Annotated in this window: 19 protein-coding genes and 1 riboswitch; of the genes, 16 read left to right on the plus strand and 3 right to left on the minus strand. The window is 55.9% G+C overall.

Going from position 1 to position 26637, the window contains the following annotated elements; all coding sequences use genetic code 11:
- Positions 1-33: 33 nt before the first annotated feature.
- The 6 genes from mnmE to FZ041_RS05910 all read left to right on the plus strand — a co-directional run bounded on the left by mnmE (position 34) and on the right by FZ041_RS05910 (position 8613).
- Positions 34-1416, plus strand: coding sequence for a tRNA uridine-5-carboxymethylaminomethyl(34) synthesis GTPase MnmE (gene mnmE, locus FZ041_RS05885; protein ID WP_149188896.1), 1383 nt, complete (start codon positions 34-36; stop codon positions 1414-1416).
- Positions 1417-1454: 38 nt separating this feature from the next.
- Positions 1455-3326, plus strand: a complete 1872-nt coding sequence (mnmG, locus tag FZ041_RS05890; protein WP_149188918.1) for a tRNA uridine-5-carboxymethylaminomethyl(34) synthesis enzyme MnmG — start codon at positions 1455-1457, stop codon at positions 3324-3326.
- Positions 3327-3347: 21 nt separating this feature from the next.
- Positions 3348-4061, plus strand: coding sequence for a 16S rRNA (guanine(527)-N(7))-methyltransferase RsmG (gene rsmG, locus FZ041_RS05895; RefSeq protein ID WP_149188897.1), 714 nt, complete (start codon positions 3348-3350; stop codon positions 4059-4061).
- 103 nt (positions 4062-4164) lie between these two features.
- Complete coding sequence (gene preA, locus FZ041_RS05900) at positions 4165-5658, plus strand: NAD-dependent dihydropyrimidine dehydrogenase subunit PreA (protein WP_187626321.1); 1494 nt, start codon at positions 4165-4167, stop codon at positions 5656-5658.
- A gap of 152 nt (positions 5659-5810) precedes the next feature.
- A complete protein-coding gene (locus tag FZ041_RS05905; RefSeq protein WP_075442853.1) occupies positions 5811-6371 on the plus strand; it encodes a hypothetical protein in 561 nt (186 codons plus the stop codon).
- Between the two features lie 88 nt (positions 6372-6459).
- On the plus strand, positions 6460-8613 hold the full coding sequence (locus FZ041_RS05910; RefSeq protein WP_187626322.1) for a putative bifunctional diguanylate cyclase/phosphodiesterase: 2154 nt from the start codon (positions 6460-6462) through the stop codon (positions 8611-8613).
- A gap of 93 nt (positions 8614-8706) precedes the next feature.
- Here the strand turns inward: FZ041_RS05910 and FZ041_RS05915 are convergent, their stop codons facing one another.
- Positions 8707-9879: a phosphoribosylaminoimidazolecarboxamide formyltransferase gene (locus FZ041_RS05915; RefSeq protein ID WP_075442854.1), complete on the minus strand. Its 1173-nt coding sequence runs from the start codon at positions 9877-9879 to the stop codon at positions 8707-8709.
- A 53-nt stretch (positions 9880-9932) separates the two neighbouring features.
- Positions 9933-10009, minus strand: a riboswitch (ZMP/ZTP riboswitch).
- 207 nt (positions 10010-10216) lie between these two features.
- Between FZ041_RS05915 and pfkA the strand changes: the two genes are divergently transcribed.
- A complete protein-coding gene (gene pfkA / locus FZ041_RS05920; RefSeq protein WP_075442855.1) occupies positions 10217-11179 on the plus strand; it encodes a 6-phosphofructokinase in 963 nt (320 codons plus the stop codon).
- A gap of 54 nt (positions 11180-11233) precedes the next feature.
- On the opposite strand, the gene FZ041_RS05925 is transcribed toward pfkA, so the two are convergent.
- On the minus strand, positions 11234-13612 hold the full coding sequence (locus FZ041_RS05925) for a homocysteine S-methyltransferase family protein (RefSeq protein ID WP_149188900.1): 2379 nt from the start codon (positions 13610-13612) through the stop codon (positions 11234-11236).
- A 13-nt stretch (positions 13613-13625) separates the two neighbouring features.
- Positions 13626-14327 (minus strand): methionine synthase, encoded by a 702-nt coding sequence (locus tag FZ041_RS05930; RefSeq protein ID WP_149188901.1) that lies wholly within the window; start codon positions 14325-14327, stop codon positions 13626-13628.
- 227 nt (positions 14328-14554) lie between these two features.
- Here FZ041_RS05930 and FZ041_RS05935 point away from each other — a divergent pair, with 227 nt between their 5' ends.
- The 9 genes from FZ041_RS05935 (at position 14555) to ade (ending at position 26531) form a co-directional block, all read left to right on the plus strand.
- A complete protein-coding gene (locus FZ041_RS05935) occupies positions 14555-15322 on the plus strand; it encodes a ParA family protein (RefSeq protein ID WP_075442864.1) in 768 nt (255 codons plus the stop codon).
- The gene (locus FZ041_RS05940; protein ID WP_149188902.1) at positions 15315-16265 is read left to right on the plus strand and encodes a ParB/RepB/Spo0J family partition protein; all 951 of its coding nucleotides are present in this window, start codon (positions 15315-15317) and stop codon (positions 16263-16265) included. The genes FZ041_RS05935 and FZ041_RS05940 overlap by 8 nt, the downstream gene beginning before the upstream one ends.
- A gap of 67 nt (positions 16266-16332) precedes the next feature.
- Positions 16333-16842, plus strand: coding sequence for a DUF4446 family protein (locus FZ041_RS05945; RefSeq protein ID WP_075442866.1), 510 nt, complete (start codon positions 16333-16335; stop codon positions 16840-16842).
- Between the two features lie 164 nt (positions 16843-17006).
- Positions 17007-17987, plus strand: coding sequence for a M23 family metallopeptidase (locus FZ041_RS05950; RefSeq protein WP_173370977.1), 981 nt, complete (start codon positions 17007-17009; stop codon positions 17985-17987).
- 451 nt (positions 17988-18438) lie between these two features.
- Complete coding sequence (locus FZ041_RS05955) at positions 18439-19545, plus strand: class II glutamine amidotransferase (protein WP_075442868.1); 1107 nt, start codon at positions 18439-18441, stop codon at positions 19543-19545.
- Positions 19533-21164, plus strand: coding sequence for a glutamate synthase-related protein (locus FZ041_RS05960; RefSeq protein ID WP_149188904.1), 1632 nt, complete (start codon positions 19533-19535; stop codon positions 21162-21164). Before FZ041_RS05955 ends, FZ041_RS05960 begins: the two co-directional genes overlap by 13 nt.
- A 26-nt stretch (positions 21165-21190) precedes the next feature.
- Positions 21191-23527, plus strand: coding sequence for an FAD-dependent oxidoreductase (locus FZ041_RS05965; protein ID WP_149188905.1), 2337 nt, complete (start codon positions 21191-21193; stop codon positions 23525-23527).
- Between the two features lie 459 nt (positions 23528-23986).
- The gene (locus FZ041_RS05970; RefSeq protein WP_075442871.1) at positions 23987-24802 is read left to right on the plus strand and encodes a Cof-type HAD-IIB family hydrolase; all 816 of its coding nucleotides are present in this window, start codon (positions 23987-23989) and stop codon (positions 24800-24802) included.
- Positions 24795-26531, plus strand: a complete 1737-nt coding sequence (gene ade, locus FZ041_RS05975; protein ID WP_149188906.1) for an adenine deaminase — start codon at positions 24795-24797, stop codon at positions 26529-26531. The genes FZ041_RS05970 and ade overlap by 8 nt, the downstream gene beginning before the upstream one ends.
- Positions 26532-26637: the final 106 nt, after the last annotated feature.

Here is a 26637-nt window from a genome sequence, read left to right on the forward strand (position 1 = left end):
GGCTGCCCTTTTGTGTATATATGAGGAGGAAACATGCAACAGTCGGATACGATAAGCGCGATTGCGACCGCGCAGGGCGAAGGAGGCATCGGCATCATCCGCATCAGCGGGGAGCGGGCCATCGCAGTGGCCGACACGGTATTCCGCGCTGCCAGCGGCCGCAAGCTGGAAAGCTATGAGACGCAGCGGGCCGTTTTCGGCCATATCGTCGACGCAGCGGGCGAGACGGTCGATGAGGCGATGGTGCTTCTGATGCGCGCGCCCCATTCCTATACGAAAGAAGATGTGGTCGAACTGCAATGCCACGGCGGTGTGATGCCGCTGCGCAAGACCTTGGCGCTTACCTGGCAGGCAGGTGCCAGAGCTGCCGAGCGCGGTGAGTTCACGAAGCGCGCCTTCTTGAATGGGCGCCTCGATCTCACGCAGGCGCAGGCTGTCATGGATGTCATCAGTGCCAAGACGGAGAAGTCCCTCAAGATGGCTTCGGGCCATCTGGCCGGTCACTTTTCCGCAGGCATCAAGGCGATGCGTCACGATATCCTCGGGCAGATCGCCCATCTGGAAGCAGCTATCGACTTTCCAGAGGATGAGGTCGACGATGTGGTGACCGATGAAGTAGAACGAAATGTGGTTGACGTGCGCAACAAGATCCGGAAGCTCCTCAAGACGGCCCATACGGGCCGCATCCTGCGTGAGGGGCTGATGACGGCGATCGTCGGCAAGCCGAACGTCGGCAAGTCGTCGCTGCTGAATGCCCTGCTGCGCGAGGAGCGGGCTATCGTGACGGATATCCCGGGAACGACGCGTGATTCCATCGAGGAATATGCCAATATCGGCGGGGTGCCGCTGCGCATCATCGATACGGCTGGCATCCGGGCGACCGATGATATCGTCGAGAAGATCGGCGTGGACAAGGCGCGTGCCTATGTGGACGAATCGTCCCTGATACTGGCCTTGTTCGATGGTTCGCGTGAGCTTTCGGCAGAGGATGAGGAAATCCTGGACCTCATCGCAGGCAAGGATGCTCTCGTCCTGCTGAACAAGACTGACTTGGCGCCTGTGCTGACCGCGGAGAAGCTGGCTGAGCGCACGCAGGCACCTGTCATTGCCATAGCGACGGTCACGGAGCATGGTCTGGATGATCTGGCAGCGGCTATCCAGAAAAAAGTCTACGACAGCGGAATGGACAGCGGGGATGAAGGCAGCTTCGTGAACGATGAGCGGCAGGCTGAGATCCTGAGGCAGGCCGATGAGCATCTGGCCGCTGCCCTGCGGACGATCGGTGCAGGGCTCGGGCTTGATTTCATCTCCATCGACCTGCGCTCGGCCTGGGAAAAACTCGGGGAGCTTACGGGCGAGACTGTGGGCGAGGATATCATCAACGAGATATTCTCGAAATTCTGTATTGGAAAATAAGATTCCGTAAGGAAAGGTGATATAGCTTGGATAAGAATATCTTTACGGCTGGCAGCTACGACGTCATCGTCGTCGGTGCTGGCCATGCAGGTGTCGAGGCTGCGCTGGCGGCAGCCCGTATTGGTTGCCAGACGCTTTTGGCAACGCTATCGATGGACAATATTGCGATGATGCCTTGCAATCCGTCAGTCGGTGGTCCGGCTAAGGGGCATTTAGTACGTGAGCTTGATGCGCTCGGCGGCGAGATGGGGGTCAATGCGGACAAGACCTGCATCCAGTTCCGTATGCTGAATACGGGCAAGGGGCCGGCTGTCCATGCTCTGCGTGCGCAGGCCGACAAGAAGCTCTATCAGTACACGATGAAGGAGACTTGTGAACAGACGGAAAATCTCGATGTCAAACAGATCCTCATCGACAGGCTGCTGGTCGAGGATGGCAAAGTGACAGGCGTACAGGTCGAGACGGGAGAAATCTATGAAGGCAAGGCTGTCATCATGGCGACGGGAACGTATCTGAGGGGACGCATCATCATTGGTGAGCATACCTATACGGGAGGCCCGAACGGCCAGCGTGCAGCGATGAAGTTCTCCGATTCGCTGCAGGCGGCAGGTGTCAGGCTCATGCGCTTCAAGACGGGAACGCCGGCGCGCGTCGATGCCCGCACCCTCGATTACAGCAAGATGGAAATCCAGCCGGGCGATGAGGAGTGCCGCAACTTCTCTTTTATGAGCGATGTCACGACGCGTGAGCAGACGCCGTGCTGGCTTACCTATACGAATGAACAGACCCATAAGATCCTGCGCGACAACATGCACCGGGCACCGATGGCCAATGGCATCATCGAAGGCATCGGTCCGCGCTACTGCCCGTCTATCGAGACAAAAATTCTGCGCTTTCCTGACAAGGAGAGACATCAGCTGTTCCTTGAACCTGAGGGGCTGCATACGAATGAAGTCTATGTGCAGGGCATGTCGACGAGTATGCCCATGGATGTGCAGCTGGAGTTCCTGCGCACGATTCCAGGGCTTGAGCATGCCAAAGTCATGCGGGCGGGCTATGCTATCGAATATGATTGCATCGATCCGACACAGCTGAAGCCGACGCTGGAATTCAAGTCGATCAAGGGATTCTTTTCCGCAGGACAGGCAAATGGTACTTCGGGCTATGAAGAGGCAGCCGCGCAGGGAATCATCGCCGGCATCAATGCCGCGATGTTCATCAAGGGCGAGGAGCCGCTGGTACTGAAGCGCAGTGATGCCTATATCGGCGTGCTGATCGATGACCTCGTGACGAAGGGTACGAATGAGCCGTACCGCATCATGACGAGCCGGGCGGAGTACCGCCTGCTGCTGCGCCAGGACAATGCCGATGCCCGGCTGACGCCGCTGGGCCGCCGGGTAGGCCTCGTGCAGGATGACCGCTGGGAGCGCTTCACGCGCAAGCAAGCGGCAATCAAAGACGCTATGGAATACCTGCGCCAGCACTCCATCAATCCGACGCAGGAGATCAAGGATAAACTGGCGGCAGCGGACATTGAGCCCATCCGCAATGCGACGAGCTTCTATGAGCTGCTGCGCCGCCCGGATGTCGGCTATGCCAAGCTGCAGCAAGTATTCGATCTGCCGGAGCTGGAAGATGAGGTGCGCCAGCAGGTTGAGATTTCGATTACCTATGAGGGGTATATCAAGAAACAGCTCGAACAGGTCGAGCATATGGAAAAACTGGAAGAGAAATTGCTGCCGGAAGATATCGACTATGCACAGGTACCAAGCCTGCGCGATGAGGGCCGCGAGAAGCTCGCGCAGATCCGGCCGCGCTCCGTGGGCCAGGCCAGCCGCATCAGCGGCGTTTCGCCAGCGGATATCTCCGTGCTGCTCGTCTGGCTGGAGCAGCAGCGGCGCATGGGATGATGACAGGCAGGAGGATAAGATATGTTTATTGATGAAATGAAACAGGCGGCGGACAGCTATGGTCTTGTGCTGTCGGAAACACAGCTGGGACAGTTCAACCGCTACTATGAACTGCTTGTCGAGTGGAACAAGATCATGAATCTCACGGCCATCACCGAGCCGCAGGAGGTAGCTGTCAAGCATATGATTGATTCGCTTACGGCCTATGATGCTTCGCTGTTCACAGAGGGGGCAACGGTGATTGATGTAGGCACTGGCGCAGGCTTTCCTGGCCTGCCGCTCAAGATTTTCGCACCAGGGATCAAGCTGACGCTGATGGATTCGCTGAACAAGCGTGTCAGATTCCTGCAGACTGTCGTCGATGAGCTCGGGCTGCAGGATGTCGCCTGTGTCCATGCCCGGGCGGAGGAAGGTGCGCGCAACAAAGCTTATCGTGAGCAGTTTGACATCGCGGTATCGCGCGCGGTCGCCCGCCTGCCGATCCTGGCTGAGTATTGCCTGCCCTTTGTCAGACGCGGCGGTCATTTCCTCGCGCTGAAGGGCATGCAGTATCAGGAGGAGGAACAGGAGGCCGTCAAGGCCATCAAAGTGATGGGGGGCAGTGAAACGCAGACGCGTCCGGTGAAATTGCCGGGCCTTGAGGATGTCCGTGCTGTCATCGACATCACGAAGGGCATGCCGACACCGAAAGCCTATCCGCGCAAGGCTGGGACTCCGGCCAAGAACCCACTATGAGATATGCCTTCCCTGCGGGGAAGGTTTATTTTTTGTTATAAATAGAGTGAAAATTCTGCTATAATAAGGGTAAAGGAAAATGGACAAGGAGAGGGGGATCTTTATGCGGATGAATCTACTGGCGGAGACGGGACGCTGCTTGCTTTGCCTGGCCCCTGCCTGCACGGCAGCTTGCCCTCAGGGGATAGATGCTGGGCGCATCTTGCGGGCATTGCAGTTTTCCAATCATGGTGGAGCCAACCGGCTCTTGGGGGACAAGCGTTGCCAGGAATGTGGAGCGCCCTGTGAGGCTGCCTGCCGCCGCGGCCAGCTGGACTACCCTGTGCATATCAAGGATGTCCTGCTGACGCTGGCAGGTAAAGAGAGAGAGGAGGAAAGGAAACAGGCGGGCAGCAGGAAAAATATCCTGGCCCTCGATTTCATGGGCGTATCTTGTGAAAATCCCTTTTTCCTGTCCTCGTCGGTGGTAGGCAGCAGCTACGAGATGGTAGCGCGGGCCTTCCGCCTTGGCTGGGCAGGTGTGAGCTATAAGACAATCTCGAAGATCGATATCCGTGAGGCGTCGCCGCGCTACGCGGCGCTGATGAAGGATGGTACCCCCTTTGTGGGCTTCAAGAACATCGAGCAGCTTTCAGACTGCCCTTACGAGGAGAATCTGGCGATATTGCGGCGGCTGAAGCAGGAGTTCCCCAGCAAGGTCATCGTAGCCTCTATCATGGGCCGCAATGTCGAGGAGTGGGAGCAGATGGCGGCGGATATGGAGCAGGCGGGGGCCGATATCATCGAGTGCAATTTCTCCTGCCCGCAGATGGTAGGGGAAAAGCTCGGCGCGGAAATCGGCGAGAATCCGGATTTTGTGGCGATGTACACCGCAGCTGTGCGCCGTGGTACCCGTCTGCCTGTGCTGGCGAAGATGACGCCGAATATCACGCATATGGAAGTACCGGCTAGAGCGGCTGTCCGTGCTGGTGCTGATGGAATCGCGGCCATCAATACCATCAAGAGCATCATGAATGTCAATCTGGACAGCTATGCTTCTGAGCCGGATGTGCAGGGGAAATGTGCCGAGGGCGGCTATTCGGGCAAGGCGGTCAAACCGATTGCCCTGCGCTTCATCAATGACCTGAAGCAGGATAAGGAGCTCGGGGCCATCCCGATAAGCGGCATGGGCGGCATCGAGAATTGGCGTGATGCCGCAGAATTCCTGGCACTAGGATGTGGGAACCTGCAAATAACCACGGCGGTCATGCAGTATGGCTATCGCATCATCGAAGATCTTACGGAAGGTCTGGCCGACTATATTACCCAGATGGGAATGTCCTCGGTAAGCGAGCTTATCGGGCGTGCCCTGCCGCACATCGTCCGGCCAGAGGCGCTCAATCGCGAGACCATCGAGTACCCGAGCTTCCAGCGCAGCCAATGCATTTCCTGCGGACGCTGCGTGATTTCCTGCCAGGATGGCGGTCATCAAGCCCTGCATCTGGATGGAAGGGGCCTGCCTGTGCTGGATCCTAAGCGTTGTGTCGGCTGTCATCTATGCCGCCTGATCTGCCCTGCCGATGCTGTTTCGGCCGGGAAACGGGTAGCAAAAGGATAGGCTGGATTTGTTTCACGTGGAACATATTTTGTGGTTTGCGGCAGGGAAAATCCCTGCCGATTTTTTATGATGTTGCAGAAAAAAGAGAGGAAATTTTTGTATGCATAGAGAATTTAACAGATAGTGAGTATGACTGATTTTGAGGTGATAGGATGAAAAAAATCGCGTTTATCTGCATAGCAGGTTTATTGATTTCTTTGTGTTCCAGTGTGGCGGTACAGGCGGCAGAAACTGATACTGCGAAAAGTACTTCCAAGGAGAGCCAGGAAAAGCAGAAGCAGGAGCGCTATGTCTTGCTGCTCAAGGATAATGGCTTCGCTTATTATCTGGATACGAAGAATGTGCGTTGGATGAAGATTCCGTATTCGGAAACCGAAAATATCGTGGATGCTTGGGTGCGGCTGGTGAAGATCGATGATGATGGGGAGTATAGCTACCCACCGAAATATTTCCTCAGCCATTATTACATCCGACCGAAGACACGGCAGATCCAATTCCTCAGTGAGCTTGAGGTCACGGGGCGGCCGGACAATGCCATCACGGAGCGCCCGTACAGCTCGCTGCATTGGGAGAATCTGGTGCCGGGCTCCATTGAGGATGATATCTATCATGGCGTATTGAAGGTCATGAAGGACAGGAATGTCGGCGGCTCAAGCGGAGACAACATGAGCTTCCGCGATGCAATCGAAGAATATTTGCGGATATCGCTGTAACGTTGTTAATATTTATCCACAAAAATATAAACATATCCACAGTTTAGTGGATATATATGTGGATAACTTCGAGAATGAGAGCGTCATCATGAAAGATTTTATTCGCAAGAACCAAACGGATGAAGTTACGGGGCTGTTCACCATGATGTATTTCATGGAGGATGCCCACTATTTACTGCGCGAAGATGCGAATGGCAATATCGCGTTTCTGTATTTTGATGTCGAGAATTTCAAGGAGTACAACTTAAAGTATGGGTTCCAAGGCGGCAATAAGTTCCTGCGCCGCATAGCCAGCATTCTGCGTGATGCTTTCCCTGATGCGCTGCTGGCCCGTCTCAACGACGATCATTTCATGGTCGCTGTCGAGAACAAGAATATCGAGCTGCGGCTGGAGTATATCCGTCAGGCTGTCCATGACTTCGACCAGAATCTCGCGATGGAGGTCAAGGCAGGACTTTATGTGCCTGCGGCAGGGATACAGGATGTGGCGCTGATCATGGACAGGGCCAAGCTGGCCTGTGAGAACGTCAAGGGAAGATACGACAAAGGCTGGGATGTCTTTGATGCCTCGCTGGAGGAGAAACTGCGGCTCAAGAACTATGTCGTGAGCAATTTCTACCGTGCGCTCGAGCATCATGATATCGAGATCTGGTACCAGCCGGAAATCCGGACGATGACGCGGCAGGTCATCGGCTTTGAGGCTTTGGCGCGCTGGCGGTCGCCGGAACATGGGATGATCCCGCCGAATTTCTTCATCGAGGTGCTGGAGAGTGCACATCTCATCCATAAACTGGATCTCTATATCATCCGCGAGGCCTGTGAGGATTTCCGGCGTGTGCGTGAGCATGGGCAGGGCTGGCAGGAGGCACGCATATCGGTAAATCTGTCGCGGCTGGATTTCCAGCTGACGGACATATTTGCCGATATCGAGCGCATCCGTCAGGAATATAAGGTAGACTGTGACCGCTTGCGGCTCGAGATAACGGAGAGCGCGCTGAGCGAGGATGACAGCAATCTGATGGAGCAGGTGGCCCGCTTCCAGGCGGCAGGTTATGAGGTATGGATGGATGATTTCGGCAGTGGCTATTCGTCCCTCAATACCCTCAAGGAATACGATTTTGATATGATAAAGCTCGATATGCGCTTCCTGCGTGACTTTGGGAAGAATCGCAAGGCGGGCATCATCATTCAGTCCCTTGTGGATATGGCAAAGAAGATCGGCATGCATACGCTGGCCGAAGGCGTGGAGACGGAGGAGCAATATGAATTCCTGAAGTGCATAGGCTGTGAAGCCTGCCAGGGGTACCTCTTCGGCAAGCCGCAGCCCTTGGCACCAGCTGCCGATTCGTATGCGAAGAAGGATAGTACGCTGACGTTCGAACCGCTGGATTCCTCGGAATACTATCAGCAGGTAAGCAGTGTCAATGTGCTCAGCAGTTTTCCGCTGCATATGGAGGCGGAGCGTACGGGGCATATCAGCCAGCTGCCACTGGCCATCGTGGAGCAGGGCGATACGCGTGACAGCTTCAGCTATCTCTATGTGAACAAGGCGTACCGGGAGTATCTGAGGGGAATAGGGCTGGCTTCGCTGGAGGAGGTTGTCGCACGGTACCGGAGCGGCCGTGAGCATCGTGACCGCATGATGGAGCGGCTGCTCGTACGGTGCCGTCAGTCGGGGATGGAGGAGAATGCCGATTTTTCCATCAATGGCAATTTCTGCAAGATCCATTGCCGTCACATCGCGACGGATCCTGTGCGTGATGTCCATGCCTTTGTGGTAGCACCTGTGAATCTTTCAGCACAGCGGCAGCGTGACGCTGTGGATGTCCATGCAGCGCTCTGGCACATCATGTCGATATTTACCCGCATCGATTTCCTGTCCAGTGCCGGACGGGCGGAGAATGTGTATATCGATGAGACGCAGAACCGCATCACGACGGAAGTCGATTCGGTGAAGGGCAGCCTGGAGCTCTATGCTGACCGCTACATCGTCCCTGAGGAGCGTGAGGCGTTCTTGGCGTTCTATGATATGACGCGGCTGGCGGAGCGGCAGGAGCAGGTAAGGCGCGATCACTTCACGGCCTTTTTCCACTCGCGCAATGACGCTGGTGAGGTACGGCTTAAGATCTATCTGCTGATACCGTTCCAGCTGGGCGGCATAGACTGCTGCCTATCCTGTGTGCGCGATATGGATGGGGTCAGCAGCCTGAATCCCGTGACACCGGGTGAGGTGCTGGATTGAATCCTGGCAATGTAAAAGGTGCTGGTCAAGAATCATTCTTGACCAGCACCTTTTGTGTGTATGTGTAAGAACGGGGTAACGATAGAATAGGCCTTAGTGATGGAACAGACGGATGTGCGTCATGGCCATGGTCATGTTGTACTTGTCACAAGTCTCGATGACATTGTCGTCACGGATGGAACCGCCGGCCTGGGCAACATAGGCAACGCCACTCTTGCGGGCGCGTTCGATGTTGTCGCCAAACGGGAAGAAGGCGTCGGAGCCGAGGGCTACGCCTGCCTGTGTAGCCAGCCAGGCCTGTTTTTCCTCCTCGGTGAAGACTGGCGGTTTCTCGGTAAAGACGCGCTTCCAGTTGTCGCCATCCAAGAGATCCCGGTACTCGGGGCCGACATAGACGTCAATGGCATTGTCGCGGTCCGGGCGGCGTACATCCTCGCGGAACGGCAGCGCAAGAACCTGAGGGGCCTGGCGCAGATACCAGATATCTGCCTTGCTGCCCGCCAGACGCGTGCAGTGGACGCGGGACTGCTGGCCGGCACCGATGCCGATGGCCTGGCCATCCTTGGCATAGCAGACGGAGTTGGACTGGGTGTATTTGAGCGTGATCAGCGCAATCAGCAGGTCGCGCTTGGCTGCGGCTGGCAAGTCCTTGTTCTGCGTCGGGATTTCTTTGAGGCAGTCCTCGGTGATGGCAATCTCATTGCGCTGCTGCTCGAAGGTGATGCCGAAGACTTGCTTGGTCTCGATGGGCTCGGGCTTGTAGTCCGGGTCCATCTGCAGGACGAGATAGGTGCCCTTGCGCTTGGTCTTGAGGATCTCGAGGGCGGCGTCGGAGTAAGACGGTGCAATGATGCCGTCAGAAACCTCGCGCTGGAGGAAGGATGCCGTCTGGGCATCGCATTCATCCGACAGCGCAACGAAGTCGCCGTAAGACGACATGCGGTCAGCACCGCGGGCACGGATATAGGCCGTGGCAATCGGTGAAAGCTCTACACCCTCGACGAAGTAAGCCTTTTGGAGCGTCTCTGAGAGCGGAACGGCTACGGCCGCGCCAGCCGGGCTGACGTGCTTGAAGGAGGCGGCGGCTGGCAGCCCTGTGGCTTCCTTGAGCTCACGGACGAGCTGCCAGCTGTTCATGGCATCGAGCAGGTTGATGTAGCCCGGTTTGCCATTGAGCACCTGGAACGGCAGGTCGCCGTTCTTCATGAATACGCGGGCTGGTTTCTGATTCGGGTTGCAGCCGTATTTGAGTTCCATTTCGTTCATTGCAAGGTTCTCCTTTTCCCATCAAATAACGAAAAAAGCCGACACGAATCCAGGCTATACGCCCAGACGGTCGGCTTCTCTTCCCTGTGCTCCCTGTGGTGATCCACTTCCGTCAGTCGCACAGCATTTACAATAGTCAATCTATCATCATACGGGCTTTTTGTCAAGTGGCAGAAGACAAGTTGATGAACCTGCTCAAAAAATTAGGTTAATTGATTTTTCCCGTGGGAAAAACCCTGTTAGATTTGCCGGATTTATGGTATGATAAGGTTTGGTAAGAATTTCTATTTTGGCGTACTATGTTACAATTTTCTCATATTCAAGGGGGACTTCGATTATGTTAAAGAGCATTGCAGTCATGACCAGCGGTGGCGACAGCCCGGGAATGAATGCGGCAGCCCGTGCGGTTGTTCGTACGGCACTCTATGAGGGTGTGAAAGTCTGGGGTATCCGTGATGGTTATCATGGCTTGCTTGAAGAAGATATGTTTGAGATGAAGTCCAAGGACGTCGGCGACATCATCCAGCGCGGTGGTACGTTCCTTGGTACGGCTCGCTGCAACCGCTGGAAGACGCCGGAGGGCCGTATGCTCGGCTATCAGCATCTCGTTGACCGCGGCATCCAGGGCCTCTGCGTCATCGGTGGTGACGGCTCGCTGCGCGGTGCTTCGCTGCTCTCGCAGGAGACGGGCATTCCTATCGTCGGTCTGCCGGGCACGATTGACAACGATGTTTGGGGCTCTGATTACACGATTGGCTGCGACACGGCTGCCAACACGATCATCGATGCCATCAACAAGCTCCGTGATACGGCTTCGGCACATCGCCGCGTCATCGTCATGGAAGTCATGGGCCGCAGCTCGGGCTGGCTGGCACTCGTCTCGGGTATCTCGGGCGGTGCGGAGTACATCCTCGTACCGGAGTCCCCGTTCGATCTGGATAAGATCTGTGAGGATATGAAGGTTGCTTATCAGGAAGGCAAGCGTTACATCCTCGTCGTTGTTGCTGAGGGTGCTGGCAGCGGCCAGGAAATCGGTGACTACATCGCGAAGAAGACGGAACTCGATACCCGCGTATCGGTACTGGGCCACATCCAGCGTGGGGGCTCCCCGTCGGTCATCGACCGCGTGCGTGCCAGCCAGCTCGGCGAGCAGGCTGCTCTGGCACTGATCTCGGGGCTCTCGGATATCGTCTTCGGCTTCAGCAAGGGCCGCGTCGTATCCATCGACCTGCATGATTCGGTCAACAACAAAAAGAAACTCGATCCGGAATATCTGCATCTGGCTAAGGTATTGTTCTAAGCAATATAAAAATCGCGATTGTTTCACGTGAAACAATCGCGATTTTTTTGTCTCTTAATCGATGCCAAGCATATCCTTGGCAAGCTTGACAGCTTTCACGCCGTCGGCGGCGTAGGCGTCAGCACCGGCGTTGTCGGCATATTCCTGAGTGACGGCGGCACCGCCAACCATCACTTTTGCTGGACAGCCAGCGGCTTTGAGGTCGGCGATGACTTTGTCGATCTGCACCATCGTCGTCGTCATCAGGGCGCAGAGGCCAACGATGTCGGCTTTGCTTTCGATAGCGGCTCTGACGATTTCAGTGGAGTCGACGTCCTTGCCGAGGTCGATGAGACGGAAGCCGCTATTGGCGAGCAGGGCCCCGGTGATGTTCTTGCCGAGGTCATGGACGTCACCTTTGACCGTGGCGATGACGACGGTTCCTTTGTCGGCCTCGCTGCTGGCTGGCAGCAGTTCCTTGAGCTTGTTGAAGGCGGCGCGCATGGTCTCGGCTGAGAGCAGTACCTGCGGCAGGAACATGCGGCCAGCACCGAAGTCCTCACCGATATCAGTCATGGCGGCCGTCAAGGCCTTTTCGGTGATTTCGTTCGCACTATGACCTTCGGCTACGGCACGGGCGACGAGCTCGACGATTTCGTCCTTTTCGCCATCGATGACAGCCTGCTTGATGGCAGGCAGAGCTGCCAGATTGCTTTCTTTGGCGACCGCAGCTTTCTTGGGGACGCTGAGATTGGCTTCATCCTGGCTGAAGGCCAGGCCGTTCGGGTCATCTCCAAGCAGTGCGGCACTGGCTTTCAGCGCCCGCTGCATGGACTCGTCATAGGGGTTCATGATGGGGGCATCAAGGCCTGCGGCCAGGCACATGGCAAAGAAGGTGCTGTTGATGAGGGGACGGTTCGGCAGGCCGAAGGAGATATTGGACAGGCCCATGGTCGTCGGATAGCCGAAGCGTTCGCGGTACATCTGCAGGGTGATCAGGACTTCATAGCAAGCATTCTTGTCAGCGGATACGGTCATGACCAGTGCATCCAAGAGGAAGTCGCCATCCTCCAACCCCTGGGCTTTGGCAGCCTGGATGATCTTCCGCATGACTTCGATACGTTCCTCGGCTGTCTTGGGAACACCTTCGGCAGTGATGGGGAGGCAGAGGATCGCTGCACCGTATTTCTTGGCAAGCGGCAGGAATTCGGCGATGCGCTCGGGCTCGTAGCTCACGGAGTTGATCAGCGCACGGCCCGGATAGGCTCGCAGCCCAGCTTCGAGTGCTTGGGCGTCGCTGGTATCGATAGCCAGCGGAGCATCGGTGAGCTGGGCAATCTCAGTGACGGCTTTTTTCATGGCGGCTGCTTGGTCGATACCGCCGACACCCATGTTGACATCGAGCAGATGGGCACCGGCCTTGACCTGGTTGACAGCTTCTTTTTTCACCGACAGGAACGATCCCTCGCGGATTTCGGCGGCCAGTTTCTTGCGGCCCGTGGGGTTGATGCGCTCGCCGATGAGTCTGGTCGGCAGTTTTTTGTCGATGCAGACCGATTTGCTGCGGCTGGCAAGCCAGAGGCGGCGCGATTTCGGGGCGTGCAGGGGTTCTTCAGCTGTGCGCAGTGCTGCCGAAAGCGCGGCGATATGTGATGGTGTCGTACCACAGCAGCCGCCGAGGTAGGTGGCACCCGCAGCGAGCAGCTCGGTGCCCCAACGGCCGAAATCTTCAGGCCCCATGGGAAATACCGTTTCGCCGTTTTCAAGGTAGGGCATGCCGGCATTTGGCTGAACGCTGATCGGGACGTCGCAGTTCTCTGCCAGCGTGCGGACAATCGGAACGAGCTGCTCAGGGCCCAGCGAGCAGTTGACGCCGATGACGTCGGCTCCCATGGCACCGAGGATGATGGCCGCGGACTGTGGATCGGTGCCTGTGACCGTGCGGCCGTCTTCGCTGTAGGAGAGCTGGCAGATGACGGGAACGCCAGGGGCATTTTCCTTGGCTGCCAGCAGTGCTGCACGCATTTCCTGGATGTCGATGCAGGTCTCGATGATCAGATAGTCAGCGCCAGCTTCTGCCAGGGCTTTAGCCTGTTCGGCAAAGCAAGCATAGGCATCCTCGAAGTCAAGATCACCGAGTGGCACGACAAAGCGGCCCGTGGGCCCCATAGATCCAGCAACCTTGGCTCTGCCTGCAGCGGCTTCTTTGGCAATCTTCACGGCGGCAGCATTGATCTCTGCGACACGGCTGGCAAGGCCATAATGCTCGAGTTTCAAGCTGCTGGCACCGAAGGTATTGGTTTCGATAATGGTAGAGCCTGCATCGATATAGGCCTTATGGATGTTCTTCACGACTTCGGGCTGCTCGATGTTCATGAGCTCCGGGCAGGCGCCTGGCTTCAGTCCGCCGGCTTGCAACATGGTGCCCATGGCACCGTCAAAGATATGAATCATAGGAAAGTCTCCTTTATATATGCTCTTCTGGCGGGATTTTCCTTGCGGGACAATCCACTTTGTGGCAGGCCGCACAGCCCTTGGCGTGTTTCACTGTGCTGGCGGCGGGGGTGCTTTTGTCTTCCTTATATAAGCCGATGATGGCTGTGATGCTTTTGCGGGGGACGAGCATCATGGAGCTTGACAGGCTGATGCCGATATCGGCAGCCTGTGACAGGCGGATGAGCTCGGGCTGCTGTTCGATGGGCCAATCGCCATAGCCAGGGCTGAAACGCCAGCGCATGCCGTACCCCTTGGCCGCGGCTTTAGGCTTTATGGCTTTTTCCATCGCGTCGGCAAGCTGTTCGACGGCCGTGGTCGCTGCTGCATCGAGCAGCACAGAGGCGGCATACTCGCCGGCGGCGAATTGTGCAGTCACAGTCTCTTCGATGGCTTCACCGACTGTGGCTGCCAGCAGGATGACCTTATCGCAGCCCGCAAGATGAGCCCCAATTTTTTTCCCTTCGATGATGCAGGGCGGGTCAGCCTTGATTTCCTGCCGCTGGCAATCATAGTCATAGACTTGCCAGATACCGCGTGGCGTAGCCAGCAGACGGGCTTCCTGACAGGCGTCAGCGATTTTTGTTTCGTCAAAATCCTTCGCTTTCATCAGTCCTGCATAGCGCCGGGTTTCTTGGGAATCTATGCGCAGCAAGGGCGCATTATAGACAGGCATGCTGCTCACTTCCTTAAATTTTTTAAAAATGTTTCACGTGAAACATTGGCTTTTCGGTCATTTCATATTATTATATATAGTAGATAAAAGGAGTGTTATGGGATTCTGCCAGGACCGTTTAACAACTGTTTATCAAATATATAATGGCATAACAATTATATTTGTTTTGGTGGAATTTTACAAGAAAAACTGTAACATTTTATGATATTGGGAAAGTGGTGGAAGAGTTGGCAAAGATTATTGCGATAGCCAATCAGAAGGGCGGTGTCGGCAAGACGACAACGTCGGTGAATCTGGCAGCCTGCCTGGCAGCCAAGAAGAAGAAAGTCCTGCTGGTAGACTGCGATCCGCAGGGAAATGCGAGCAGCGGCTATGGTATCGATAAGTCGGCGCTGGAGCAGACCATCTATGATGTGCTCATCGATAATGCCGGCGAGGTAGATATCCGGGAGGTCATCCAGCCGACGGAATTCAAGGTGGATGTCCTGCCAGCCAATATCGATCTGGCTGGTGCAGAGGTTGAGCTCGTTGCGGCTATCTCACGCGAGACGCGTCTCAAGAAGGCCCTCGACAAGGTTCGGGACGAATATGATTATGTCATCATCGACTGCCCGCCATCGCTGGGGCTGTTGACGCTGAATTCGCTGGCAGCGGCCGATTCGGTGCTCATGCCGATACAGTGCGAGTTCTATGCGCTCGAAGGTGTGGCGCAGCTGATGAAGACCATCGAGCTCGTGCGCAATAATCTCAACGCTGACCTGAATGTCGAGGGTGTCGTCATGACCATGTACGATTCGCGCACGAAGCTGGCTGAGCAGGTGGTAGCTGAGGTACGCGACAGTTTCGAATCAGCTGTCTACAAGACGATGATCCCGCGTACGGTACGCTTGAGCGAGGCACCATCTTTCGGTCAGCCGATACTCTACTACGATAAGAAATCCAAGGGGGCCGACGTGTATATGAAGCTGGCGAAAGAGGTGATTTCCCGTGGCTAAACATGGCGGACTGGGCAAGGGGCTAGGAGCCCTGGGCCTCGGCAAGGCTAAGGTAGAAGCTGACGGCCGTGACAAGGTGCATTCGATAGCTATTGGCTCCATCCAGGCAAATCGCTATCAGCCTCGCTTGGAGTTCGACGAGGGGGCTCTCGAAGAACTCAAGGAATCTGTCCGGAATTTCGGTGTATTGCAGCCGTTGCTCGTGCGCAAGCTGCCGGATGGCGGCTATGAGCTGATTGCTGGTGAGCGCCGCCTGCGTGCCGCTAAGCTCGCCGGGCTCACCGAGGTGCCGGTCATCGTGCGGGAGTACAATAACGAAGAGGTCGGCCAGATTGCGCTGATCGAGAACATCCAGCGGGAAAATCTCAACGCGATGGAAGAAGCGCAGGCTTATGAGCGCCTGATGCGGGAGTTCAAGCTGACGCAGGAGACGGTGGCCAAGAAGGTAGGCCGCAGCCGCTCACATATTGCCAATTTCCTGCGTCTGCTGAAATTGGCACCGCAGGTACAGGATTATGTGGCGAATGGCACGCTCTCGATGGGGCAGGCCAAGCCTTTGCTGGCCATCGAGGATATGGCTCTGCAGCGTGAGGCGGCAGAGTATATCCAGGCGGAGGAACTGTCGGCACGGCAGTGTGAGTCGCTGGTCAAGAAGGTGCTGGAAAACCCTGACTACTTCAAGGCGAAGACGCAGGCACCCGCCAAGCAGACGGTACCGCAGGATGTATTCCTGACGGATGCTGTCGAAAAGCTTACGCATCTTTTGGGAACACAGGTCAAGATTCATCCGGGCAAGAAGAAGAGCAAGATTGAGATCGAGTTCTATTCCGCCGATGATCTTGAACGTATCATGGGAACGATACTTGAACGGCAGCAGGACGTGAAGCAGCAGCGCATCGATGCGCTCCGCAAGGTGTCGCTGTCACAGAAGTTCACGGTATAAGCTAGATGTTTCACGTGCAACAATGGTTGCCGGGAAGAGAGAAGAGAAAGGAAGCACATAGGAAACAATGGATATTCAGCAGTTTATGAAGTTTATGGCGGATAATATGCCGTTCATTGTCACAGGAATGGCAGTCATCATGCTGATCATGCTGATCGTCATGATCAATCAGGCATTGAAGCTCAACTATATGAAGAAACGTTATCGCAAGATGATGGCTGGTGTCGATGGTGCCAATCTGGAGCGCCTGCTCATGGGGCATATCGATGAGGTCAAGCATGTCGTAGAGGAAAACCAGCGCATCGATGCGGAGAACCAGCGCATGGATGCGTTGCTGCAGACGGCTGTCACGCGGGTGGGCGTGGTGCGTTTCCGGGCCTTCGAGGACATGGGCAGTGATCTCAGCTATGCGGTAGCACTGCTGGATTCGCATAATAACGGCGTTGTCCTTTCGAGTATTTTCGGCCGTGAGGATTCGCGCAGCTATGTCAAGCCCATCGAGGATGGCCATTCCACTTATACGATGACTGAGGAAGAAGAGCAGGCCTTGCGCGAAGCTATGGCCAAGGCTCAGTGATCCCTGCATAGAAAAGCCTTTAAAAAACAAGAACCTTATGCTATAATGGCATAAGGTTTTTTGTTGGCTTTGAAGCCGTTTTTCAGATGATGAGGTTATGATGCGATCCAGGGACAGTATGCTCCGTGGATTTATTTTTATTGAGAAAGTTTGGAGGCTTTACTTTGGCGGATGAGAAAAGACCAGAGATAAAGAGAGAGCCGGAATATACCATCAAGTTTATTCCGCCGCAGGGGGGGGATGTCAAGAACATCCACCTGTCGGCACAGGCACTGAAAATCGGTGCGGTATCGCTGGCGGCAGGGGCCTTGCTGTTTGTCGGTGCGTTCAGTTATGCCGTTTACAGTACCTTTGCCGTGCGCAGTGGTGCCAGTGAGGTACGGGAGCTGCGGGAAGTGAATAAGATCCAGCAGGAGCAGCTGCTGAATCTTTCGAAGAAGGCCAATGCCTTGCAGGAGCAGATGGATCAGCTCCGGCAGATCGAAAACGACCTTCGTCGGATGTCGGGAGCGGCGCCGGCAAAGGATAGCGATGCTCAGGCACCGTCCAGTCCTGCTGCCGATGGCAATGGCGGCGATGGCACCCATGATGGCCAGGGCGGCCCCATCGTCCAGCCGGATTTCAACAATGTTGGCCAGGTACTTGATCTCGTGGAACAGGGGCTGGCTGTACGGCGCCAGTCTCTGCTGGAACTGAAGCAGCAGCTCCAGGCACGTCAGGATATGATGGGGACATCCTCGCTCAATGATCTCGGGATGCCTGGCGGAACAGTACCGGCTATCTGGCCGGCTCGCGGTGATGTCAGCTCGCCCTATGGCCTGCGCTGGAACGGCTCGGATTTCCATCCGGGCATAGATATTGCCAATGATATGGGGACGCCCATCGTGGCAACGGCTGATGGCATCGTAACGACGGCTGGCTGGAACAGCGGCGGTTATGGTAACATGGTCGACATCGATCATGGCAATGGCATCATGACGCGCTATGGACATGCCATGCAGGTAGCGGTCGTGGCTGGCCAGCATGTGCGCCGCGGCCAGGTCATCGCTTATATGGGCAGCACAGGTTTCTCGACGGGCCCGCATGTTCATTATGAGGTGCGCATCAATGGCACGCCGGTCAACCCCTCGACCTATCTGCATTGACAAGGTCTTTTTGCTGACATTTGTCTTGCAAGCATGGTCAAACCATAATGAATAATGTATACTTTAGCATACGTTTTGACCGTTTCGCTATAGATTTGTATGCATGTATATAGTAAAAAAATACATAACATAACAAAAGTGAATAATATCTAAAAGCCCTATGCAGCTTACGGCATAGGGCTTTTTTATTGGCACAATAAGTATAACAAATGCGAAAAGTGTAAACTACATATAAGCATAAATATACAATAATGATTAAAAATACATAGATATTGGACAGCAAATGGCGGAAAATCAAGGGATAAGCTATATTTTTCAGAATTTTATGCTTGAATATACATATTGACATCGATTTACAGTATTCCTATAATAGGAGTTACATTACAATAAAAATGTATTGTATAGAGACAATGTATTATACATGAAGGACAATCTCAAAGGAGAGACGGATATGTGTAGAATCGGTTCAATCAAGAGCAAGGTACCCATCCAGCCATCTACGGCTTTGCGTCTGATGCTGCCGCAGCAGGAGGGGCATGACAACTCTGGTTTTGCCATGGTCATGCAGGATCTTTACGGCATCTTTTCCAATTATAAGGATAAGCCGCTTTTATCCCTGGCCTGCACGCAGCGTGGTGCACAGCTTGTAGAGGAATACATGGATGCGCACAACTTTGTGCAGCTGGCTGAATGGATCCCTATCCCGGACAAGCGCCCGGGCCTTGATATCCAGGCAATGCCGTACTACATTTTCCGTAACTACGATTATCCGGAAGGCGCAGAGAAGATGACGCAGGAGCAGAAGGAGAACCTGCTGCTCGATACGCGCCTGGCATTGCGCAAATTGCTGGAAGAGGCTGGGGAAGGCTTTGTCTACTCCTTCTGGCCGGATGTCCTGACCCTCAAGGAAATCGGCGATCCGCGCGATATCGCTACGTATTTCCACCTTTGGGATGACAACGGCTGCCTCGCTGCGAAATCGATCGTGGCACAGTGCCGCCAGAATACGAACTATGATATCGTCCGTTATGCGGCGCATCCGTTCTTCCTGCAGGGCTATACGCTCTGCGCTAATGGCGAGAATACCTTCTATACGAAGAATAAGGAATTCCAGAAATCCCTGCATCGTGGCTATATCGGCTTCGAGTCGGATTCCCAGTGCTTCCTCAATACGCTCCACTATGTCCATCACGAGCTCAAATGGCCGCTTACCTATTATAAGCATGTCATCACGCCGCTGCCCTTCGAGGAAATCGAGCAGCGCGAAGATAAGGATGTGCTTACGGCCATCCGCCAGTCACTGGCAAATCTTGAAATCAACGGGCCGAACACGGTAATCGGCGTACTGCCGGACAACCGCATGATCACCTGCTGTGATTCCAAGAAGCTGCGTCCGGTCGTCATCGGCCGCACGGATGACATGCTGGCGATTTCGTCAGAGGTCTGTGGCATCAATGAGATCATGCCGGATCGTGACCAGACGAAGGACATCTATCCCAATGAACGGGAAATCATCGTAATCGACAATGAGCTGGAGGTACAGAGATGGAAGCAGTAAAAACACAGGATGTAGGGGTAAATGACCTGCCCTGGAAAATCGAATATCAAGCCGACCGCTGTACGATGTGCGGCAGCTGCGTGGCCGCCTGCTCATTCAAGGCTATCAAGGTCGTGACGCAGGGACGTTCGCTGACCGTCTCAGAGGGCAGCCAGCCGGAGCCGAAGCATACGCATGTGGCACGGCCTATCATCAAGCAGGTCGCCAGCCTTACGGATTTCTGCCGGGGCTGCGGCATGTGTGAGAAGATCTGCCCGAACAATGCCATCCGTCCGGTACGCAATCCGGATACGCGCAAGGCACTGCTCTCGAAGGACAATGGCCCCATCAAACGCGGTGGTCGCACGAACCTCAATGCCCAGCGCACCCTCGACAGCATTGTAGTCGGCCGTATCTCGCAGATGACGGATCCGTCGCTTGACGCTGCCCGTCATACCTTTGATATCCGCTCGCCGTTTGGCCGCGTCCTGTCGGCCAAGGAGCTGCCCTTTGAGCTCAAGGACGGCAAACTCGTACAGGCCAGCCATACGCCGCCAGTCGACTGGATCTATCCGCTGATCTTCTCCGATATGTCCATCGGCGCACTCTCGACGCGTGCGTGGGAGGCCGTAGCGATGGCTGTCGGCTACCTCAACGAGAAATGCGGCCTGCCAGTACGCATGAGCTCTGGTGAGGGTGGTATGCCGGTCAAGCTCCTGGAATCGGACTATCTCAAATACTTCATCATCCAGATCGCTTCGGGCCATTTCGGCTGGAACCGCATCATCAAGGCAATGCCGCATATGGTCACTGATCCGGCGGGTATCCTCATCAAGATCGGTCAGGGTGCAAAACCGGGCGATGGCGGTCTGCTGCCAGAGGCAAAAGTGGCTGAGCACGTTCAGGCTATCCGTGGCGTACCGAAGGCTACGCTGGCTTCGCCGCCGAACCATCAGGGCCTCTACTCCATCGAGGAGTCGGTCCAGAAGATGCACCTTTCGATGAATGCTGCCTTCGGCTTCCGTGTGCCGGTCGGCATCAAATGTGCGGCATCGGCCACGTCGGTATCCGTTTACAACAACCTGCTGCGCGATCCGTACAAGATCTGCGGCGGTTTCTTCCTCGATGGCATCCAGGGTGGTACGGGTGCAGCCAATGAGGTTTCCCTTGACCACACGGGCCATCCGGTTGTCTCCAAGATCCGCGACTGCTACAATGCGGCGGTCAAGCAGGGCCTGCAGGGCCAGATCCCGCTTTATGGTGGCGGTGGTATCGGCATGACCGGTGATGCGGCTGCTGATGCGTTCAAGATGATGTGCCTGGGTGCCAACGGTGTATTCGTCGGCAAGGTACTGATCCAGCTCTTGGGCTGCGTGGGCAACGAGCATGGCCGCTGCAATGCCTGCAATACGGGCAAATGCCCGATGGGTATCTGCACGCAGGATCCGCGTCTCGTCAAGCGCCTCGATATCGATCGTGGAGCGCAGAAAATCGTCGATTACGTACTGGCCTTCGATACCGAGCTCAAGAAGCTCATGGCACCAATCGGCAACAGCTCGCTGCCAATCGGCCGCAGTGATGCGCTGGTTTCCACGGACAAGGCTGTGGCCGAGAAACTCGGTATCCAGTATGTATGCTAAGATGGCGTAACAGGAGGCAATGATTTATGTTCAAGATAGATACGATGCAGGGACATGACCGCATGTCCACCCAAGACCTGCTGCTGGCCATCGGCGATGCCGTGAAGCAGGGCGAGACCGAGTTTGAGGTCGCTGCTTCAGGCCAGCACGATATCGGCGGCCCGCTGTGGCATCCAGAGGGCAAGACGCTGCATTTCCATGTCACGAATGCCGGCCAGCGACTCGGCTCCATGTGTCTGCCGGGAACGGAAATCGTAGCGGAGGGTTCTGTATCTGCCGATGTCGGCTGGCTGAACTCTGGCGGTACGATCACGGTAAAGGGTGATGCCGGTGATACGGCAGGCCACTGTTCTTCGGGCGGCAAGATTTTCATCGGCGGCCGTGGCGGTACGCGTACGGGTTCGCTGATGAAGCATGACCCGCTCTATGAAGAGCCGGAGCTGTGGATCCTCAAGAATGTCGGCTCCTTCTCCTTCGAGTTCATGGGCGGCGGCCGTGCCGTTGTCTGCGGCTATGACAGTGAACAGTTCGCATCGGTCCTCGGTGAGCGTGCCTGTGTCGGCATGGTCGGCGGTATCGTCTATGTCCGCGGCCCAATCGATACATATCCAGCGGATATCAAATACATGGATCTTGAGGCGGACGATATTGCATTCCTTGATGGTGGCATGGATGAATTCCTCCAGCATATCGAGCGCGAAGATCTGCGGCAGGAGCTGTCGGATTGGAGCCAGTGGAAGAAGCTGCGTCCGCTGACGGCTGCGGAGAAAAAAGGCAAGAAGAGCCATGACCTCAAGGCTTTCCGCCAGAATGAGTGGGTCAAGGGCGGTATCTTCAGCGATGTCGCTCATGATGATTTCGCTGTCCATAACACGCTATCCACGGGGCTTTACCGCCTGCGTGTGCCGAGCTGGGACAATGCGAGATTTGCTGCGCCGTGTGAATTCAACTGCCCGACGGGTATCCCGACCCAGCGCCGCTATGATCTCATCCGCCAGGGCAAGCTCGACGAAGCCTTCCAGCTTGAACTCGAGTACACGCCGTTCCCGGGCTCGGTCTGCGGTTCGGTCTGCCCGAATCCGTGCATGGATCATTGCACGCGCGGTTCGATCGATGAGCCTATCCAGATCGGCGATCTCGGCTATCGCTCGGCCTTCCTGCCGGTTGAACCGCCGAAAGTCAAGACTGGCAAGAAGATCGCCGTTGTCGGCGGTGGTGTAGCTGGCCTGTCGACGGCTTGGCAGCTGGCACGCAAGGGCCATAGCGTCACGGTCTATGATGATGCTGACCATATCGGCGGCAAGCTTGAGCAGGTCATCCCGCGCGGCCGTCTGGCGCATGAGCTCCTGGAGGCTGAACTCAAACGCATCCAGAGCGTCGGTGTCGAGTTCGTCACGTCCTGCAAGGTCGACAAAGAGAAATTCGCGGCCCTGCGCAAGGAAAATGATGCGGTTGTCGTCGCTACGGGCGGCACGAAGTCCCGTTTCTTCCCTTGGGAGGGGGCAGAGCACCTCACGATGGGGCTGGAGTACCTCAAGGCCATCAACCGTGGCGAGAAACCGGCAACGGGCAAGCATGTCGTCGTAATCGGCGCAGGCAACTCCGGTATGGATACCTGCCGTGGGGCCTACGAGATGGGCGCTGAGACGGTCGTAGCCGTCGATGTGCAGAAACCGGCAGCTTTTGCCGATGAGATCGAGTATATCGAGAACCTCGGTGGTAAGCTCGTCTGGCCGTTCTTCACGAACAAGATCACGCCGGAAGGTGTCTACGGCAACGACGGCAGATTCATCCCAGCGGATCAGGTTATCGTCAGCATCGGTGAGGAGCCGGAGCTTGACTTCCTGCCGGAGGATGAGGGCATCGAATTCTTCCGCAAGAGCTGGCTCGTGCCGAAGAAGGACCAGAGCATCGCCGCAGGTGTATTCACGGCTGGTGATACGATCAAACCGGGCCGTCTGACCGATGCTATCGGCAGTGGCCGCAAGGCTGCCTGGTATGTCGATCAGTATGTCATGGGCAAAGAGACGGCTGACTTCCCGGAGAAGCAGCAGATCCCTGCAGAGCGCCTGTCGAAAGCATACTTCGAGAAGTGCCATCACTGCCTGCTGGGTGATCCGGTGGATGACCATACGCGCTGCGTGAGCTGCGGTACCTGCCGTGACTGCAAGATGTGCCTTGAGTCCTGTCCGGAGAAGGCCATCACGCGCATCGAGAAGGAAGATGGCAGCTGGGAGTATGTCTCCGACCCGGATCGCTGCATCGGCTGCGGTATCTGCGCTGGTGTCTGCCCCTGCGGTGTCTGGAGCATCAACGACAATCCAGAGAAAATCGCCATGTACTCCACGGGTGCAAAAGCATAAGAGATATAGTGAATGTTTCACGTGCAACAAGCCGTCGCTGAAAGTGACGGCTTGTTTTTATGAAGCGTGGTTTGTCTGGCAGATCCTGTGAAGCAAAAGCATATCCCGTCTCTCTGGCGACGGCGGAGTTGCGGATGTCTGGTGGACATCCTGAGCGGTGGGGGCAAAGTGCTCGGCAGAGGAGCCCCCGCGAAACTACGCTTCGCGGGGATGGAGGCTTATCGGCAACAACCGCATCTGCCCCTTCGTGCCGTGCATCAGCGGGATTCCTTCCCGTAGGCACTGACTCTTGGAGAGTCACCTTGCAATCCAGAATACATATGTAAGCAAGTGTTGCTGTATTTTTGCATATCCTGCTTCATAGAACTTGGATACCGTGGATTTGTGACAGATATCAATTGTTCTTTCATAGAAAGGAAAGTATACTTATAAACAAAAACAAAAGTGGGGGCGGGAGTTATGGTAAAAATTGTATTTTCGGATATCGACGGGACGTTTTTGACGCCGGAGAGCAAGGTCAGTCCGGTCACGGCAGAGGCTGTCAAGAAGCTGTTGGCTAAGGATATACCGCTGGTGCTTGTATCGGCTCGGATGCCGGAAGCAATCTATCCTTTGACAGAAGCCATTGGCATCACGATTCCCATCATCAGTTACAGTGGCGCCCTGGCGCTTACCGCTGAGGGCGAGGAGCTGGGCAGTGTGACGATGGATGGGGCGGATACAGCGCGCCTGCTGGATGTCTTGGCTTCGGAATATCAAGAGGCTGTGGTCAACTATTATGCTGGCCATCACTGGTATGTCAAAGATGTGGCGAATGAACGCGTGCAGACAGAGGTGCGCATCACTTCTGCCCAGCCGCAAGCCGCTGATTTCCATGAGCGCTTGGAAGCTGGCGAAGTCCCGCATAAGATCCTGCTGATGGCTGAGCCAGAGCTGTGTGAGCGGGCGGAAGCGGAGCTGTCGGCACGGTTCCCGATGTTCCATGTGGTCCGCTCGGCAGCGTTCCTGCTCGAAATCATGGACGCGTCGGTATCGAAGGCCAGCGGCATTGCCGTGATGCTGGAGCACTTCGGGCTGACACCGGAGGAGGCACTGTCCTTTGGCGATAATTACAACGACACCGAGATGTTGGAACTGACAGGCCGCAGTGTCGCCATGGGGAATGCACCCGAGGCGATCAAGAAGCTGGCGACGGATGTTACAGCCGCCAATGCGGAAGATGGCCTGGCGAAGTTCTTGGAAAGAGAAATCTTGCAGGAGAACAGCGATGGATAAGAAAAAACTTATGCGCGTGGCGCAGGGCAGGGAGTCTGCGGATCTCGTATTGAAAGGCGGCTTGGTTTTTGCTGGCTTCACGGGAAGCTTCAAGCCTTGCGATATTGCGATCAGCCAGGGCTATATCGCCGGAATCGGCCAATATTCCGGGCCAAATGAAGTCGATCTGCAGGGCCGGTACGTGACGCCAGGCTTTATCGATGCGCATGTGCATATCGAAAGTTCGATGCTGACGCCGCATGGCTTCGCGCGGACCGTGCTGCCCAAGGGCACGACAACGGTAGTAGCCGATCCGCATGAGATAGCCAATGTAGCAGGCTGTGTGGGCATCCGCTATATGATGGACGCAGCGGAAAGGCTGCCCATCGATATCAGGTTCATGCTGCCGTCCTGTGTGCCTGCAACGGCCTTGGAGGACAATGGGGCTTGCCTTACGGCGGAAGAGCTGCGTCCGTTCCTGGCATCGCCACAGGTGCTAGGGCTGGGCGAGATGATGGACATGGCAGGGGTGCTCGCTGGTGATGAGAAGGTCTGGCAGAAGCTCGCACTGGTGGAGACTGTGGGTCTGGTCGATGGGCATGCACCGCAGCTGGCGGCAAAAGACTTGATGGCCTATGCCGCTGCTGGCATCCTGTCCGACCATGAGTGCGTGACGCCAGAGGAGGCAGAAGAGCGGCTGGCTGCCGGGATGTATCTGCTGATCCGCGAGGGTTCGGCCGCGCACAATCTTGATGCCCTGTTGCCTGTGGTGACGCTGGAAAACAGCAGCTTCTGCTGCTTCTGTACCGATGACCGCCATCCGGGGGACCTGCTGGAAGCGGGCGGCATCAATGCGATGGTGCGGCAGGCAGTAGCTAAGGGGATACCTGTCTCCCAGGCCTTGCAGATGGCTACGGTCAATACGGCGCGGTACTTCGGGCTCAAAGACTGTGGTGTCATTGCGCCAGGCCGCCGGGCGGATCTGCTGGTGTTTGAAGACTTCAAGGCTTGGGTGCCTGTGCAGGTATATGCGCAGGGCCGTTTGGCTGCTGAGCAGGGCCAGCCTGTGGAATCATTCTGGCAGGACTATGCCCCGCAGGTGGTGCCGCAGCGGCTGGAGGATTCCGTGCGGCTGGCAGCCGATGATGGCTTTTCGCTGGCGCTGCCAGTGACTGGTGAGGAGGCAAATGTCATCGAGCTGGTTCCGCGGCAGCTGCTGACCAAAAGGCGCTTTATGCAGGTGCCGGCAGAGAATGGCCTGGCTGCTGCCGATCCTGCCCAGGATATACTGAAACTGGCTGTATGCGAACGCCATAAGGGGACTGGGCGGATTGGGCTGGGGCTGGTGAAGGGATTTGGCCTGCAAAGCGGTGCCATCGCGCAGACCATCGGGCATGACAGCCACAATCTCATCGTCATCGGGACGAACGATGGCGATATGCAGCTGGCGATAAGGACACTGGCTGCCTGTGGCGGCGGTGTGGCCATCGTGGCAGATGGTGTGGTACGCGGCTGTCTGGCGCTTCCTGTCGGCGGCCTTATGACCGCACAGCCGGCTGTACAGGTAGCAGCCAAGGCCAAGCAGATGGAGGAGCTGGCCTATGCGCTCGGCGTGCGGCGTGAATACGATCCGTTCCTGACGCTGGCTTTCCTGAGTCTGCCGGTCATTCCTGAGCTCAAGCTCAGTGACCGCGGGTTGGTCGATGTACAGGCTGGCAGGATCATCGCTATCGATGAGTCGCCGGAATAAGGTGTTCCCGGATGATTCCGGGAATGCTTCCTACATTAATTGTCAGAATATACTACACGTTCTTATAAATTTGTAATAAATAAATAGCAATAAAAAATTTGACAGA

Origin of the sequence: Pseudoselenomonas caprae (assembly GCF_008271345.1) — a bacterium.
Taxonomy (GTDB): Bacteria; Bacillota; Negativicutes; order Selenomonadales; family Selenomonadaceae; genus Selenomonas_A; species Selenomonas_A caprae.

Coding starts and splice junctions, on each gene's coding strand:
- mnmE (WP_149188896.1), top strand. CDS start 34: ATGCAACAGTCGGATACGATAAGCGCGATTGCGACCGCGCAGGGCGAA.
- rsmG (WP_149188897.1), top strand. CDS start 3,348: ATGTTTATTGATGAAATGAAACAGGCGGCGGACAGCTATGGTCTTGTG.
- preA (WP_187626321.1), top strand. CDS start 4,165: ATGCGGATGAATCTACTGGCGGAGACGGGACGCTGCTTGCTTTGCCTG.
- FZ041_RS05905 (WP_075442853.1), top strand. CDS start 5,811: ATGAAAAAAATCGCGTTTATCTGCATAGCAGGTTTATTGATTTCTTTG.
- FZ041_RS05910 (WP_187626322.1), top strand. CDS start 6,460: ATGAAAGATTTTATTCGCAAGAACCAAACGGATGAAGTTACGGGGCTG.
- FZ041_RS05915 (WP_075442854.1), bottom strand. CDS start 9,879: ATGAACGAAATGGAACTCAAATACGGCTGCAACCCGAATCAGAAACCA.
- pfkA (WP_075442855.1), top strand. CDS start 10,217: ATGTTAAAGAGCATTGCAGTCATGACCAGCGGTGGCGACAGCCCGGGA.
- FZ041_RS05925 (WP_149188900.1), bottom strand. CDS start 13,612: ATGATTCATATCTTTGACGGTGCCATGGGCACCATGTTGCAAGCCGGC.
- FZ041_RS05930 (WP_149188901.1), bottom strand. CDS start 14,327: ATGCCTGTCTATAATGCGCCCTTGCTGCGCATAGATTCCCAAGAAACC.
- FZ041_RS05945 (WP_075442866.1), top strand. CDS start 16,333: ATGGATATTCAGCAGTTTATGAAGTTTATGGCGGATAATATGCCGTTC.
- FZ041_RS05955 (WP_075442868.1), top strand. CDS start 18,439: ATGTGTAGAATCGGTTCAATCAAGAGCAAGGTACCCATCCAGCCATCT.
- FZ041_RS05960 (WP_149188904.1), top strand. CDS start 19,533: ATGGAAGCAGTAAAAACACAGGATGTAGGGGTAAATGACCTGCCCTGG.
- FZ041_RS05965 (WP_149188905.1), top strand. CDS start 21,191: ATGTTCAAGATAGATACGATGCAGGGACATGACCGCATGTCCACCCAA.
- FZ041_RS05970 (WP_075442871.1), top strand. CDS start 23,987: ATGGTAAAAATTGTATTTTCGGATATCGACGGGACGTTTTTGACGCCG.
- ade (WP_149188906.1), top strand. CDS start 24,795: ATGGATAAGAAAAAACTTATGCGCGTGGCGCAGGGCAGGGAGTCTGCG.